We start from the raw sequence: 15,807 nt of genomic DNA on the forward strand, positions 1-15,807 counted from the left end.
CGAAAATTATATATATTGCTACCTCCAAAATTTACATATTAAAATATATCAATATCATAAATATGTTTTATCAACTCTCTACATATGCCATAAACTCTTATGCTCTTGTGCTTATTTTTATCTATTAAACTTAATAATTTAATAAAAAAATTTTCTTATTATAACTTTCATAAAAACTCTGATACTTTTAATATTATGTTTCTACCAAGCGAACAAAATATATGGTCTAGGTGGTTTAAAATAACCATACATGCCTCTAAATTCAATATTATAACTTGGGTTCGCATCCAGAATAATATCTCTGCACTTTGCTGCATTTTCATAATCATGATATACAGCAATAGCTAGTTTTGGCTTATACTCCTTCATAAGCTCCACTCCACCCATTAATGCTTCCATTTCAGCACCTTCTATATCCATTTTAACTAACCCGTTTTGCAATAAATTATATTTAGTAGAAATTTGATCTAATGTAGTCATTTTTACATCATAACCCAAAATACCATCCGCTACTTTATTATTGCTTATTGATGAACTATCGCATAAATGATCTTGATTAGTTTTAAATTTTATTAAGCCATTGTTTTTACCTAGTGCCTTTTCTTCCAAAAAAAATCTACCAGCCTTGTTCTCTAGCTCAAATGTTTTAAGCAATGCTTTCCTCATTTCTTTTAAGGGCTCAAGTGCTACGATCTTCGTCTGTTTATTTCTTTCAAATACAAATAGTGAAAAGAAACCCTCGCAACAACCAGCATCTACAACCCACTCTACACTAGCAATATGCATATTTTTATTATTATATGAAGAAGGATTTTTAAAAAAGTCATCAAATATTTCGTGATATAACCATGGCAAATCTTTTTTGTTAATTCCATTTGGCCAATAAATATTTCTATTTTCAATAGCTATTAATTCTAAATCTTTATTATAATTATTATGAATCATTTTTGGCATCTTAGTTATTTTTTCAGCCATATATAAATCTTTGTCATTTTTATTAAAACTATATATCCCTGATGCACTATTGCCAATAAATTTTTTTAAATATATACTCTCTTTTATATTAAAAACTTTATTTTTTATTTTTTTAAATATTCGACTTATCAAAAACTCTCCCTCATCCATTTATTTTTATCTAAAATTGGCTGTCCTAGTTCTATCGAATCAACTACATAGTCAAAATCAATATTTTTTCCTCTCTTTAAATCTAAAACACTGTCTACATTTATCCTTGCCTTAGGATAAGAGGCGTTATTGTAAAATTTAAATTCTATCAAATCATGTTTTATAAAATAGTGGAAAAAATTGAATTTTATAAATTTCTGTGCTAAGTCTATAGTTTGCTCTTTGTTAAATAGATACTGATCTAGCAGACATTTTTCAATAATTTCAAAGTAGTCATTACTACAATTAGGATCTAAAGTAAAACCGCGGCCCCTATAATGTGATCTTCCTGCAGTTATTACGGGAAATCCTCTTGCGGCCATTTCCATTCCCACAGAAGTTGTAAAAACTAGACCGACCTTAGACATTGGTATCAAATCATATACAGATACCGATGCTTTTGGTGATATTAGAAAAACATTTGATGGTATTTCTGAAATTTTTTTATGTATCATGGACATGATTGTTTCTTTTGTTTCCGGAATACCTGGAAAATATTCTGCAGGATGTGATTTTAATATCAACTGATATTCTGGATGAACGGAAAACCACTCAATTGTCTCAAGTATCCAATCTGCCATATTTTTATTAAAAATTTGTTTATTTAAAGTTGCTAAATCCCATGCGACATTTGCAGATAATAGTGCCGTTGGCTTCTTGCTATCCAATTCACTCAAATCAAAATCTTCGTTTTTATATGGCAACAGAGATGCTGTATCCATTATCATTTCTTTACCACTGGCTCTATTTTGCAACCATTTTTCAATCCTATTCTTTTCATCATTAGATAGTGAAGTACTAGAATAGCTCTCCCATGAAGCAGAAAAATCTAAATTCATAGCAGCATCATTATAAGCATAGCACCATGCACCGATTCTAGTACCACTCCAATGAGAGTAGAATGGTATTGAAAATTTCTTGGCTAATACTTCCCATATTTTCCACATACCATAATAGCTATCATTTGAAATAATCCTATCCGGTTTAACTTGATTAATAATTTTACAACATGCCATCTTGCATATCAGAAGATTTCTTAAGTGTGCTTTTCCTAAAACATTATAATTCTCTATAAGCTTATAATCTTCTACAACATAGTTATTAACCAATATATCCTTTGCCCACGCTCCTATTTCTAATCCATCTTCTTTATAGTCTACCCAATCACCTTCTTTTATGTTTTTCATAATAGAATTTACTTCTATGTAATCTTTTTCATTTAAAAATTTAGAATATTTATAAGTACATTCTGGTTTTATAAAACTCCAAAGCTCTTTTGATCTATTTTGACAAAATTTACAATTTTCTTTAAATTCTTCTTTACCTCCCCAAACCCCTCCATATACATTGCATTCTACTTCTTGTATTCCATCACAAAAAGTTGCACATATTTCAAACCCCCTAAGATACAAGGCAAATGCCATTAATTTATCGTGAATATAACAAGGTTCATATATTCCAAAAGAATGGGTAAATAATACCTTTTTTCCATTTCTTATAACTTCACTTGAGAGTAATTCCTTTTCTAGCGCTATAATCTTATATTCCCAATCCTCCCTATATAATCCTATTTTTTCTAGAATAAATTTTATCTTACTTTTTAAAACTTTATACATCATTGCATCTTTTTACTTTTATTATAGAATTCATTATAAATTCTGCATACCTAAAGTCTTCAATAGTATCAATATCTATGGAGCGTTCTCTTGGCATTATATAGGCGTATGAGTTATCTCCATAATATTTATTTTGCTTTATTAAATTATAATCAAAAACAAATACTGCACCATTTGGAAAATAGGTTTTTCTAATTTCTTGGCGGTTCAGGAGTCTTTCTTCGAATATATTTTCAAATTTTCCATCTTTTGTAATATATTTATGCCATTCTATAGGATGATATTCTTCTGTATAGCTGATTACACTATCTGCATTTTTATTAATAAAGAGCTCAATTGCACCATCTATATCTTCCGTATTTCTTAATGGTGACGTTGGCTGAAGTGATACAAAACTTTTAATGCTATATCCAAAGTATTTATTTAATCTATCAATGGTGTATATATAATTATCAATAACTTTTGCATTATCACTTGCTAAATATTTTGGTCTTAAAAAATAACTTTTTGCTCCATGCTCTATAGCGATCTTTTCTATATCTTTAGAGTCCGTAGAAATTATTACATCACTAATATACTTTGATTTAAGTGCCTGTTCTATAGTATGTACCACCATCGGCTTTCCGCATAATTCCTTAATATTTTTACCAGGTAGCCCTTTGCTGCCACCTCTTGCCGGTATAATCGCTAAAAAACTATTGTTTTTATACATTAAAAAACTTCTTTATATTCTTCATTTGCTTTTTGGTATTCTTCAATACGTCCGATATCAAGCCAATATTCTCTGATTGGAAATGATATAACATTTTTACTTAATTTTATTAGCTTTTCAAACAGCGTAGGCATATCATAAAACTCATTTTTTGGTATTAGATCTAAAATTTCCGGCGAGAGCATATATATCCCAGCACTTACAAAAAATTTCTGCACCGGTTTTTCTGAGATCTCTACTATCTTATTGTCATTCATTTTTACAACGCCATAAGGAACTTCGTAGTCATACTCTCTTACACACATTGTAGCCGTCGCTTTATTTAGAGTGTGGTAGTTAAAAATATGCTCGAAATTTACATTTGTAAGAAGATCACCGTTCATTACAAAAAATGGTTCGTTTGGTCGCTCTTTAAGTAGGCTTAATGCACCTGCCGTACCCATTCTTTTTTGCTCTAAAATGTAGTCTATGTTTACTCCAAATTCTTTGCCGTCACCAAAATAGTCCTTGATGATGTCTGCATTAAAATTTACACACATCGTGATATTTACAAAGCCATACTCTGCAAATTTCTCAACTATCGTTTGAAGTATCGGCTTATTTCCGACCTTTAACATTGGTTTTGGAGTATCTTGCGTAAGTGGTCTAAGTCTAGTACCAAGCCCTCCCACCATCAAAATCACTCTATTTGTCTTGATCTTTGGCTCAACAAGCTCTTCTATCTCTTTTAAGTCTAATACTATTCCGTTATCATCTACTATTGGTATCTGGTGAAGTTTTTTGGATAATGCTATCTTTAAAATTTCTTCTTTTGTGTTAGAAATTTTTGCAACAGCTGGCTCTTTATAAATGATCGTCTCTATAGAGCTGTCAAGGTCTAGCCCTCTTAATATACCTCTTCTTATATCGCCGTCAGTCAGTGTTCCAAGAAGCTTATCATTATCATCAACAACTAAAGCTATCTGCATAGCTCCGCTATCTATAATCCCCAAGGCTTCCTTTATAGTGGCATTTTGCTCTAGCTTTATGTTTTCTATGTTTTTCATAAAATTTCCTTTAAAAGCATAAAACTTTCAGCATATCCACACCCGCAAGTTGCCCCCCTTAAGACAGCTAAAGCTCTTATATTCTTTTCACTTCTTGGAAATGGATGCTCAGCAACTTCGCTTTTAAAAATTCTCATAATTTCTATTTTTTTATCAAGATACTTCTCTATATCCACAAATGAATTTGGCAAAAATGCATCTTCTTTTACGCTAGGTGCAAATTCTGTTTCACTTAGAGTCTCCATCATATATATCTTTTTGATAAACGGGTATCTAAACGCCTTTGTACAGCTATAACTCGCTTCAAAAATTTTTCTATGATCACTATGCACATCACTCTTAAATGGAAGATATATGATATTTGGCTTTACCTTATTTACTACACTTGAGATTTTATCTATAAGTTCGCTCATACTATACTCGTCTACTCGCATTGTCTTAAGCCCCAAACTAAAAACGCCATCAAATTTATAAACGTCTAAAGCTTGCTTTATCTCATTTTCCCTAGTAGTATAATAATCACTACCCTCATCTATTTTTGTACAAATAAGCCAATAAATTTTATCTCCATCATACTTGTGTTTAAGTAGCGTACCACCACAACCTAATGTCTCATCGTCTGGATGAACAGCCACCACAAGAATTTTGTTTTTCATATATAATCTCCGACCTTAGGTAGCTCTTTAAAATTATGGTCTATAATTTTGATTGCCTTATCGTATGTTTTTACCACAATACCCTTGCCATCATTCTCTAGAACTTTACCAAATTCAATATTATTTTGGTCAAATTCCACTTCCTCTACTTTCCATATAGATACATCTTGTCCATTATATTCCACATGAGCTCCAATATAAGGTTTTGTTAATGCCCGAACAAGATTATATATCGCCCTAGAAGTCATCCTAAAGTCAATTTTCCCATCAACTTTACCTCTTTTTCTCCATGTGTTAGCCAAATCATTATTTTGCTTAATTACCTTAAAGCTATTATTTTGTAGTTTTGGCAAAAAGGTTTCTATTTGCTTTAGTGCAACATTTGAAACTTTATTATATAGGCTTTTTGCATCATCTTCATAGAAAATCTCAACTTCTTCTTGGGACAATATATCACCATCATCCGCGCCCTCTGTCATGAAAAAAAATGTAGAGCCACTAACATTAAGCCCAAGAGCCAAAGCCCAAATAAGTGGGTGCCTACCTCTATTTTTTGGCAGCAAGGCTGGATGATATCCAACAACTCCCATTTTTGGTAAACCGAGTAAATCCTTTTTTATTAAATTTGACCAGCCAAAGCAAAATATAATATCCGGGCTTAAACTTCTTATCCAATCAATATTTTCATTAGAATTTATATTATCAACATATTTTAAGGGTATATTAGCCTTATTACAAAGTGGAGTTAAATCTGCGAAATCTGAATTAAAATTTGATACTTTTTTAGTGCAGACGCCAACTATTTCCGCATTTAACTCAATAAGTTTTTCCAAGGATTTGTATGAGAACTCAACGGCGCCTATAAATAGAATTTTCATAAATCAACCTTTAAATCATAAAATGATTTCTTCAAAATATTTGTTAAATCCACTCTTTTTATAACTTCTATTATTTTTTTACTAGTGCATTCATCGCCATATGGATTTACTATATTTTTTAAAACTTGTTGAAAATCATAAGAGTATACCTTATTAAAAGCTTCTAAAATAGAATTTTTATTGGGCTTGCAGTCGATTACACTAGACGCCTTTATGCGCCCCTTTTGTCTATCTCCGATATTTACGGTAGCTATCTTAAAGCTAGGAGCTTCCGCAAGCCCGCTAGAGCTGTTTCCAACCACCGCATCTACATACTGAAGAGCACTCAAGTATCTTAATTGCCCAAGAGAAGCGAAACAAACGGATTTATCTTGATTATTAGATACATATCTGTCAATCATTAAATTTATAATCCTTCCATCTGTGTCACTATTTGCCTTAGTAAATATAATATTTGTATTTTCTAGCTCATCTATAGCATTTAATAACGCTTGAAATTGCTCTTCCGCAGTATCATCTTCCAAAGTAACAGGATGAAAAGTAACTAATATATTTTTTTTATTTAACTTAAAATTTATTGACTCTTCAAAATCTTGTTTATTTAGGAGTTTTAGTCTTTTTATATTTTCTACCCCCATGCCACCTACGTTATAAACTCTATCTGGATGCTCACCAAGCTGAATCACCCTATTTTTATATTCATTAGTTGCAGTAAAATGCAAATGACTCATTTTCGTAATACTATGCCTTATTGCTTCGTCTATTAATCCTTCGGTTGCTTCTCCGCCATGAATATGGGCGATCGGAATTCGAGCTATCATTGCAGCACTAGCTGCACTAAATACTTCATATCTATCACCAAGCACAACAACAATATCTGGATTAAGTTCTTCATAAGCTTCACTAAAAGATATCTGAGCTAGCCCCATTGATTTTGAAATTCCTATAGATGTATCCGACGATAAAAGAATTTCAACCTTTTTATCTATCTTAAATTCTTTTTCAATCTCTTTGTATGTGAGTCCAAACTCAGGACTTAGGTGCATGCCGGTGGCAATTATTTGAAGCTCAAGCTCGCTATCTACCTCGATCTCTTTTAAGAACCAGTAAAGTTGACCGTATTCAGCTCTAGTGCCAGTTACTACACAAATTTTTCTCATATCAGATCATCTTGTTTATAGTCTTTTTGTGAAATTTGCCCGATCACCTCATCCCATCTAATAGGGCTTATGCCATCTCCTGGACGTTTTACACAGATATTTTGCTCACTAAAAATTTCACCTTTTTTTATATCTCGTTTTGCTACGATCGATTTTCTAACTATTTTTATATTTTCACTCTCACTTTTGCTAAAGTGTTTTAGCCCATCTCCAAGTGCTAGCTCGATATTTCTAATGCTCCTAACCATAGCCGCCAGCTCATCTGGCTCAAGGCTAGCCTTATGATCAGGTCCAGGCATATTCTTATCAAGTGTAAAGTGCTTTTCTATGATCTTTGCACCCATGGCAACCGCTGCGATATCAACCTCAATGCCAAGCGTATGATCGCTATATCCGACATCAAGCCCAAAGGCATTTTTTAGTGTTATCATCGCCTTTAAATTTACATCCTCCATTGGCGTTGGATACTGCGTATTTGCATGAAGAAGGCTTATGTTTTCACGTTTTGTGCCGCTTTTTACAAGTACTTCTATCGCGGCTTCCACCTCGCCTAAATTTGCCATGCCAGTTGAGAGAATGATCTTTTTATTTAAGCCGCCTATCTGCCTAAGATAAGGTAAATTTGTTATCTCGCCACTTGGAATTTTAAATGTACTAAGCCCAAGCTCATGAAGAAGCTTAATACTGTCGCTATCAAAAGGGGTTGAGAGAAACGTGATATTTTTTTCTTTGCAGTAAGATATTAATTCACAATGATTTTGACTAGTTAATTCCAATTTTTTTACCATCTCAAATTGACTTTCTTTAGCATTTCCAGTATTTTCCACCTGATATTCAGCTTTTTTTGCATTTTTGGATATACAAAGTTCTGTTTTAAATGTTTGAAATTTTATTGCATCTACTTTTGCTTCCACTGCTGCATCTATTAGTTTTTTGGCTAGCTCCATATTCCCGTTATGATTAACTCCGGCTTCGGCTATAATGAATATTTTATTCATACTAAAACCTCCATTTCTTTGCTACAATCTATTATTACATTGGATGAAATTCCAACTTTTGTTAGTTTAACAACAGAGTCTTTATTGCCATATTGCTGTATAATTCTTTCAGCTAAAGTTTTATAAGATATATTTTCTTCTCCGATGTTAAATATATCCGATGAATTATAATTTAGCACAATTCTTATTTTTTTGATTAATGTATCTATATTTATAAAATTACTAGCTCTTTTTCCCATACCAAAAACTGTTATTTTATTGGTCTCTTTTAATTCTTTCTCCATTAATTTTACGATTCTATCTTCTCTCATACCTGGACCATATACTTGAGAAAGCCTTAAATGAATTACTTTTATATCCTTATTTTTTAAGTAAAAATCTAAAATATTTTCTCCACAAAATTTAGATAGTCCATATAAACACTCAGTATTCAATGAAGGTCTAATTTCTGATATTTCAGAAAAAAACCCATCCTTGTTTGGGTAAACCGCTATAGAAGAAAAATTTATCAATTTTTGTGGTTTAAATTTATTTACAATAAGCAAAAGATTTTCATATATTTTAATATTATCATAAAATAAAGACAAATCTCTAACATTATCTTTAGTTGCTAAGACAGATGCAGCATGAATAATTATATCAATTTTAATATCTTCATTTAATAACTTTTCTACATGTTCTTCATTTTGCATATTGCATACAATTTTATTTTCATTAAAATTATATTCCAACCCATTATATAGTTCAAGTATAAAATATTCATTTTTTAAATTATTTATTAAATTACTTCCTATAAATCCGCCAGAACCGGTTATTAAAATATTCATATACTACTACCTTCAACTAGCATTTCATCAAAGTATCTCTTTACAACTCCTTCTTGCAACTTAAAAGATATTTCCCTATTTTTTAATAAATATTCTAAAATATATTCTACTTCATTAAAACCATATAATGCTCTAATATATGTTGTACCAGAATGTCTAGCGTTAATTTCAAACAATTTTGGCAAACCATCAGAGTCTAATCTTAACTGAAAATTACAAACTCCAAACTGATTTAATTTACTTGAAATGTTCTCTATGTATTTTTTAATGATTTTAGGATAGTTAATATTAAAATATGTATTTATTGTATTTCCATCTCTTAAGTCTCTTCTTAGTGATATACTTTCTTTTACTTTATTATCCAAGACAATAACACCACATGTATATTCTGTATCTTTTGAACCTATATATTCTTGAATAATTGGATTTGGAATTATTTCTAATTTATCATTTAGTTCTTTTAGATTTGAAACAATAAAAACATTTATACTCCTGTAACCGTTTCTTGGTTTTATAATCAAAGGAAACGTCACATCTTTATTATTGATAGCTATTTTAATATCTTCCTTCAAATAAGTTTTAGGATAATACAATCCATTTTCTTTTAAAAATTTATATGTTTCATATTTATCATCTGCTATTTGTATGGTTTTTTCATCACTTACAACAACTATACAAGAAGTATTATGCTCAATATATAATTTATATTTTGCAAATAACCTTAACTCAAAATCAACACCAATAAATAAAATATTTATTTTTTCTACATTAATAATATTGATTATATTTTCTATCCAATCTTTTTCTTTGATACTTTTATTCAGTATGTCTGGTAAAACATAATTTTTATCAACCCAAAAAGAGCCTATTGTATCTGAAAAATAATCCATGCCAATAAGTAGCTCGTTCTTAAATGATGATTTTTTTATTGATTTGATAATAGCTTGTCCAACTAAAGAGCCCGTTCCAGTAATTCCTATAACATACATTTAATGCATCCTTTTAATATGTTATTCCAATAACCGATACTTTTGACACTATGAGAATCGGTCCCTATTGAAACATAAGGGTTATATTTTTTAAGCAATGGTAATAAAATATTTAACTGATTACAATGATATCTACCATTTAGATCGAACGCTATATCATTTTTACTACACATAACAATAATTTCCTCAAAAAAACTCTGATGAAATTCATTGTGAGCGGTTAGCGACATACCTCCTGGATGCCCTAGCACATTAAACCCCCCCATATTTAAGGCAGCCAATGACAGCTCTAGTTCTATTTCTTGTGCAATATTTGATTTAAATTCTGAAGCATTATATAGTCTTTGTCCAATAGGAAATCTATGAACACTGGCTATTGCAATATCAGCCTCTTTAACCACAATATCTTTCACATCAATATTGCCTACAAAATCATTGATTTTTGCCTCAAAGCCTATATATATATTAATATTTTCATGACTATTTAAATGATTGATTTCATTTTTATAATCATTGAAATATGTCGATGTTTTTCGAATGTGATCAGTAATTGCGATTGAATGTATATTATTTTTTTTTACACTCTTTATAATTTCTGTAATTGAATTTTGGCCATCAGTCCAAGTTGAATGCAAATGAAAATCAACCATCAAATCATTAAATTTCAAATCATTAAATTTTGGGAAAAAATTTATTGTCCTCATATTATTACACTCTTGCACTACTTGGGATATTTACTATCCTATCGCTTAGAAATTTAGCATTTTTTAGCTCATCTCTTTGGCAGTCCTTAAACATATCAAGCTCATTCATGAGTTGCCAGATAGGACGGGTAAAAACGCCATTTTCATTGCTAAATTTCAAAAATTCATCTCGTCTTTCATAGCTTTCAAAAAGCACTGCATTTAGCCAAAAATTCGACCTGGCATCCACCGGCTCATCTATAAATTTCACATCATCAAATTTAGAAAAATACTCTTTATAGATCATCGCTAGTTCGCGTTTGCTCTTTAAAAAAAGTTCCAAATTTTCAAGCTGCGCCACAAGCAGGGCCGCATTTAAATTTGGCAGGCGGTAGTTGTAGCCGATCTCGCTGTGGTGGTATTCAAAAGGATGTGGCACTTTGGCTGTGGTGGTGATAAATTTAGCATGCCTTGCTATCTCCTCATCGTTTGTGATGATAGCTCCGCCACCTCCGCTGGTAACGATCTTATTGCCATTAAAGCTCATCGCTGCAAGCTTACCAAAATTCCCTGTATGAGTGCCTTTATAGTAGCTGCCAAGGCTCTCGGCACTATCTTCTACCAAAACGATATTCCAACGCTTGCAAATTTCAGCTATCTCAACTATCTTGCAAGGCAGTCCAAAAGTGTGCATAGGGACGCAGGCACGCACTATCCTGCCGCTAGTTTTATTTACACAGTTGTCCTCTTTTAGCTCGCAGTTTTTCTCCAAAAACGCACTAAGTGACGTTGGCGACATACCAAGAGTATCAAGATCAACGTCCACAAAAACCGGCTTTGCAAAAAGGTAGCTAATGGCGTTACAAGTGGCTATAAAAGTAACTGGCTGCGTGATCACTTCGTCGTTTTGCTCTACGCCGGCTAACTTTAGGCAGATATGAAGCGCAGAGGTGCCATTTGTCGTAGCAACTGCAAATTTTGCTCCGACCATTTGAGCTAGCTTACTCTCAAGCTCATCGACAAATTTACCAACACTTGAGACAAAGCTAGAGTCGATGCATTCAAGCAGATATTTTTTCTCGTTGCCTATAAATTTAGGCTCGTGAAGTGGGACTTTGTCCTTGCCAAAGGCACTTTTTATAAATTTCAAAACCTCGTCAAAATCACATTTTCTCATCGAGATATTTTCCTGTTTCTTTATGCATAAAATTTGGTATGAGCTCAAAAACTTCGCGTAAAACGTCCTCTTTGCTCCATGTCAAGCTTGATTTTAAATTTAAAATATTGTTTTTAAAAATTTCTAGCTTTTTGCTATCAAAATTTGTATCATTTTTGACTATGCCGATATTTTGAAGTCTTTGCATGTCAAGTCTTTCGCCGTCAACGAAAAACTCCTCATAGTCCTTTTCTCCAGTCGTATCGCTAGGCGAAAAAAGACAAGGGTAAAAGCCATCTTTTGGAAGCACTTTTGCAAGCTTTCTAGCCTCCTCCTCATTTTCACACAAAAATGGCTCGTAGCCTAAATTTGCCAAGTAGCGCTTGGCTATCTCGCTAAATGTTATGAGGTCTAAATTTTCATCTAATTTTGGGAAAAATATATCTCTATTTTCGCCAAAAATGGTACTTAAAAGACAAAGCTCGCCACTCTCTTTTGGTGTTAAAAAGTAGCGTTTGACATCGTTTGGAGCAACTATAGGCTGAGACTTTTCTATACGCTTTTGAAAGCCAAAAAGAAGTGAGCCGTCGCTAAATGCCACGTTTGCAAATCTAGCCATTGAGACGTCAATATTTAAAGAGTGTCTAAACGCAAACATCTCCATGATGCGCTTGCTAGCTCCCATTAAATTTACAGGATTTGCAGCCTTATCAGTACTAACGCAAAAGTATTTTTTTGACTTCATACTAAAGGCTTGCATTAGCGTTTTATCGGTGTTAAAGATATTTGTTTCGAGCATCCTCATAAGTGTAAACGGATCTTTTTCGCTTCTAACATGCTTTAGTGCTGATAAATTTAACACGTAGTCAAATCCACCACTTTGTGACACAAGTGCGTCAAACTCAGCACTTGCAACATCTATAGCAAAAGTTTTAAAGTCGCCATTTATATATCCGAACTCGCTTCTTATGTCACGCACTAGCTCGACAAGGTTATTTTCAGAGATATCGACGACATATAGTTTTTTTGGATCTCTTATAAAAATTTCTTTTGTCACAGCTGAACCGATAGAACCGGCACCACCAATAACTAGAAAGCTCGAACTTGAAACTATCTCTTTTAAATTTTTCCCAAGCGCATTTATATCATCTTCAAAAAGATTTTTCGTGCGTCCTATTAAACTTAAGATATTGTTCATATTATTTTTCCATTAGATAGCATTATCTTCCTATCACATCTTTCAATTGTACTTAATCTGTGTGCGATTATTAATAATGTCTTATCTTGACTTATTTCATATATCTCGTCCATTATTTTTGCTTCTGTTTCGTTATCTAAAGCACTTGTTGCTTCATCTAATACTAAAATTTCGGGGTCACTATATAGAGCTCTAGCTATTCCTATTCTTTGTTTTTGTCCGCCACTCAACTGAATTCCACCATCTCCAACCAGTGTGTCTATCCCTTCTTTTGAGGATAAGAAATCATATATATTAGCCTTCTTTAAGACTTCTATTATTCTTTCTTTATCATATTCATAGCCAAAAGCCACATTTTCTCCGACTGTACCATCAAAAAGATATATCGATTGTGGTATATAGCCTACTTTTGATCTATAAGATTTTATATTATCAGAAGCTAATTTCTTTCCATCTATGATTATTTCGCCACTAAGAGGTTTATATAATCCGATAATTAAGTCAACTAGTGTGGACTTTCCACTCCCACTCTCTCCTACAAAAGCAATTTTATCGCCTTTATTTATAGTTATATTGATATTTTTAAGAACCTTTTTATTTTTATTATATTCAAAACTTACATTTATTAGTTCTATTTTGTTTTTAAAATCCATAAAATCTTTACCTTCTGTTTGCGGAGTATAGCTAAGATCGCTATATACAATATCAAGAGAGCTAGATAAAAACAAAAGAGTATTATAGTTAGAAAGTATTCTATTTAAAGCAGGAAGAATTCTATATAAAGCTAGAGCATACATAGAAATGATTGGCAAAACAAAGTTTGCATCATTATATTTAAAAAGAACGTAGACAACAATTCCTATAAGAACACCAAAACCAATCGTTTCTAACGAGAGTCTAGGTAGTTGGTTTAAAGTATTGCTTACAATATTGGCTTTTGCATAGCCATAGCTTATACTAGAAAATTCACTATAAAGTTTTTGTTCATTCTGTATAAGTTTTATAATTTTAAAATTTCCAAATGTTTCATTTAAAATTTTATAAAATTTTGATTGCATTATTGATCTTCTTGTGCCTTCTTTTTCTATTCTTTTTTTTAGAAAAAACAATAGAAATAATACTTTTGCCCCCAAAAGAATAGTTAAAACTAGAGTCATTTTCCAATTCATTAAAAGCAATAAGGTATACAGCAATACTATAGTAAAAAATTCTGAGAATGTCAAAAGTAGGCTTTGCATATAAAAAGAAAGGTTTGAAGCTTCATTTACAATAGTCTTTATTAGTTCCGAACTATTTCTTTTTACAAATCTTTTATACGGTAAATTTGTATAGTTTTTAAAAAGTCTAAATGCAAAAGAATGAAATCTTCCAAATGCAAATTTATTAAGCAAATAATTATAAAATATCGAGTAAAAAGCTCTAAAAATATAAAAACCTATTAAAAAAAGACCAAAAAAAATCATAAAATTAGTAGTAGCAGAAAAGTCAAAAAAGTCATAAATTTTTTTTGAATATTCATTACCAACTATTTTTGATGGATCTGATGCTAAGGTAATAAACGGCATAATAGCAGATATTCCAATGGTTTCAATAACCGACAAAAAAATACTCATAAAAATCAAAATAATAAAATTTTTCTTTTCTTGTCTTGTTGTTATTGCTAATAGCTTTTTCAAATTAGTCATTTAAATACCACTCATAAAGCGTCTTTATTCCATCTTCAAGCTCTACTTTATGCTTCCAACTAAGAGAGTGGAGCTTTGAGGGATCCGTTAGTTTTAGCATTGTGCCATCGGGCCTGCTATCATTAAAATGTGGCTCGCCTTTAAAGCCAACTATATTTTTAACCAAATTTGCTAGCTCTTTTATAGATATATCTTTGCCAGTTCCTATATTTATATGCGTATTTCTTATCTCTTTGCTATTTTTGTCATAAGTATCTTTAAAGTCTCTATTTTCCAGTAAAAACACGCAAGCATCGGCCATATCTTCTGAATATAGAAACTCTCGTCTAGGCTCTCCTGTACCCCAAACTTCTACTCTATCTTTTGAAATACCAAATTTATCAAGATAAGCCATAGCTTCATTTATATCTTTTACTTTTAGATCTTTTACCACTGCATCAAATTTTTCTTCGCTTAAAAGTTTTGCTAGGTGTATCTTTCTTATAAGCGCCGGCAACACATGCGAGGTTTCTAGATCAAAGTTGTCGTTTGGACCATATAAATTTGTAGGCATCACAGATATAAAATTTGTACCATACTGCAGATTATAGCTCTCACACATCTTTATACCAGCTATTTTAGCGATCGCATATGGCTCATTTGTGTATTCAAGTGGAGATGTCAAAAGCACCTCTTCATTCATTGGCTGTGGAGCATTTTTAGGATATATACAAGTACTTCCTAGAAATAGTAGTTTTTTTACCTTATGTACATAGCTTTGGTGGATCACATTATTTTGAATTTGCAAATTTTCATAGATAAAGTCGGCTCTATAGGTACTATTTGCCACTATTCCACCAACCTTTGCAGCAGCTAGCACCACATACTCGGGCTTTTCTTTTTCAAAAAACTCACAAACCGCCTTTTGATCCATTAGATCAAGCTCGCTATGAGTTCTTGTGATTATATTTTCATAGCCCTTTGATCGTAAATTTTTCACTATAGCAGAGCCTACCAGACCCTTGTGCCCTGCTACATAAATTTTGCTATTTTTATCCAT

At 31.9% G+C, this 15,807-nt stretch carries 15 protein-coding genes; all 15 read right to left on the reverse strand.

Going from position 1 to position 15,807, the window contains the following annotated elements; genetic code table 11:
* Positions 1-201 precede the first annotated feature (201 nt).
* Genes CVS95_RS04520 through CVS95_RS04590 form a run of 15 tightly spaced genes read right to left on the reverse strand, consistent with a single transcriptional unit; the run spans position 202 to position 15,807 of the window.
* Entirely contained in the window at positions 202-1,125 is a 924-nt protein-coding gene (locus CVS95_RS04520) for an FkbM family methyltransferase (RefSeq protein ID WP_107695718.1), read from the reverse strand.
* A complete protein-coding gene (locus CVS95_RS04525) occupies positions 1,104-2,780 on the reverse strand; it encodes a hypothetical protein (RefSeq protein WP_107695719.1) in 1,677 nt (558 codons plus the stop codon). Before CVS95_RS04525 ends, CVS95_RS04520 begins: the two co-directional genes overlap by 22 nt.
* The gene (locus tag CVS95_RS04530) at positions 2,773-3,492 is read right to left on the reverse strand and encodes a cytidylyltransferase domain-containing protein (protein WP_107695720.1); all 720 of its coding nucleotides are present in this window, start codon (positions 3,490-3,492) and stop codon (positions 2,773-2,775) included. Before CVS95_RS04530 ends, CVS95_RS04525 begins: the two co-directional genes overlap by 8 nt.
* Positions 3,492-4,538 carry a nucleotidyltransferase family protein gene (locus CVS95_RS04535; protein WP_107695721.1) on the reverse strand — a complete coding sequence of 349 codons (1,047 nt, stop codon included), beginning with the start codon at positions 4,536-4,538 and terminating at the stop codon, positions 3,492-3,494. Before CVS95_RS04535 ends, CVS95_RS04530 begins: the two co-directional genes overlap by 1 nt.
* On the reverse strand, positions 4,535-5,194 hold the full coding sequence (locus tag CVS95_RS04540; RefSeq protein WP_107695722.1) for a PIG-L deacetylase family protein: 660 nt from the start codon (positions 5,192-5,194) through the stop codon (positions 4,535-4,537). Before CVS95_RS04540 ends, CVS95_RS04535 begins: the two co-directional genes overlap by 4 nt.
* Complete coding sequence (locus CVS95_RS04545; protein WP_107695723.1) at positions 5,191-6,072, reverse strand: formyltransferase family protein; 882 nt, start codon at positions 6,070-6,072, stop codon at positions 5,191-5,193. Before CVS95_RS04545 ends, CVS95_RS04540 begins: the two co-directional genes overlap by 4 nt.
* A complete protein-coding gene (neuC, locus tag CVS95_RS04550) occupies positions 6,069-7,232 on the reverse strand; it encodes a UDP-N-acetylglucosamine 2-epimerase (protein WP_107695724.1) in 1,164 nt (387 codons plus the stop codon). Before neuC ends, CVS95_RS04545 begins: the two co-directional genes overlap by 4 nt.
* Positions 7,229-8,230, reverse strand: coding sequence for an N-acetylneuraminate synthase (gene neuB, locus CVS95_RS04555; RefSeq protein ID WP_107695725.1), 1,002 nt, complete (start codon positions 8,228-8,230; stop codon positions 7,229-7,231). Before neuB ends, neuC begins: the two co-directional genes overlap by 4 nt.
* Complete coding sequence (locus tag CVS95_RS04560; RefSeq protein WP_107695726.1) at positions 8,227-9,057, reverse strand: NAD-dependent epimerase/dehydratase family protein; 831 nt, start codon at positions 9,055-9,057, stop codon at positions 8,227-8,229. Before CVS95_RS04560 ends, neuB begins: the two co-directional genes overlap by 4 nt.
* The gene (locus CVS95_RS04565) at positions 9,054-10,046 is read right to left on the reverse strand and encodes an ATP-grasp domain-containing protein (RefSeq protein ID WP_107695727.1); all 993 of its coding nucleotides are present in this window, start codon (positions 10,044-10,046) and stop codon (positions 9,054-9,056) included. The genes CVS95_RS04560 and CVS95_RS04565 overlap by 4 nt, the downstream gene beginning before the upstream one ends.
* Positions 10,034-10,714 carry a PHP domain-containing protein gene (locus CVS95_RS04570; RefSeq protein WP_159071257.1) on the reverse strand — a complete coding sequence of 227 codons (681 nt, stop codon included), beginning with the start codon at positions 10,712-10,714 and terminating at the stop codon, positions 10,034-10,036. Before CVS95_RS04570 ends, CVS95_RS04565 begins: the two co-directional genes overlap by 13 nt.
* Before the next feature lie 40 nt (positions 10,715-10,754).
* On the reverse strand, positions 10,755-11,906 hold the full coding sequence (locus tag CVS95_RS04575) for a LegC family aminotransferase (protein WP_107695729.1): 1,152 nt from the start codon (positions 11,904-11,906) through the stop codon (positions 10,755-10,757).
* A complete protein-coding gene (locus CVS95_RS04580; protein WP_107695730.1) occupies positions 11,893-13,083 on the reverse strand; it encodes a UDP-N-acetylglucosamine 4,6-dehydratase in 1,191 nt (396 codons plus the stop codon). Before CVS95_RS04580 ends, CVS95_RS04575 begins: the two co-directional genes overlap by 14 nt.
* Complete coding sequence (locus CVS95_RS04585) at positions 13,080-14,768, reverse strand: ABC transporter ATP-binding protein (protein WP_107695731.1); 1,689 nt, start codon at positions 14,766-14,768, stop codon at positions 13,080-13,082. Before CVS95_RS04585 ends, CVS95_RS04580 begins: the two co-directional genes overlap by 4 nt.
* Positions 14,761-15,807 (reverse strand): GDP-L-fucose synthase family protein, encoded by a 1,047-nt coding sequence (locus CVS95_RS04590; protein WP_107695732.1) that lies wholly within the window; start codon positions 15,805-15,807, stop codon positions 14,761-14,763. The genes CVS95_RS04585 and CVS95_RS04590 overlap by 8 nt, the downstream gene beginning before the upstream one ends.

This window comes from Campylobacter concisus, from assembly GCF_003048905.1.
In the GTDB taxonomy this organism is placed as follows: domain Bacteria; phylum Campylobacterota; class Campylobacteria; order Campylobacterales; family Campylobacteraceae; genus Campylobacter_A; species Campylobacter_A concisus_V.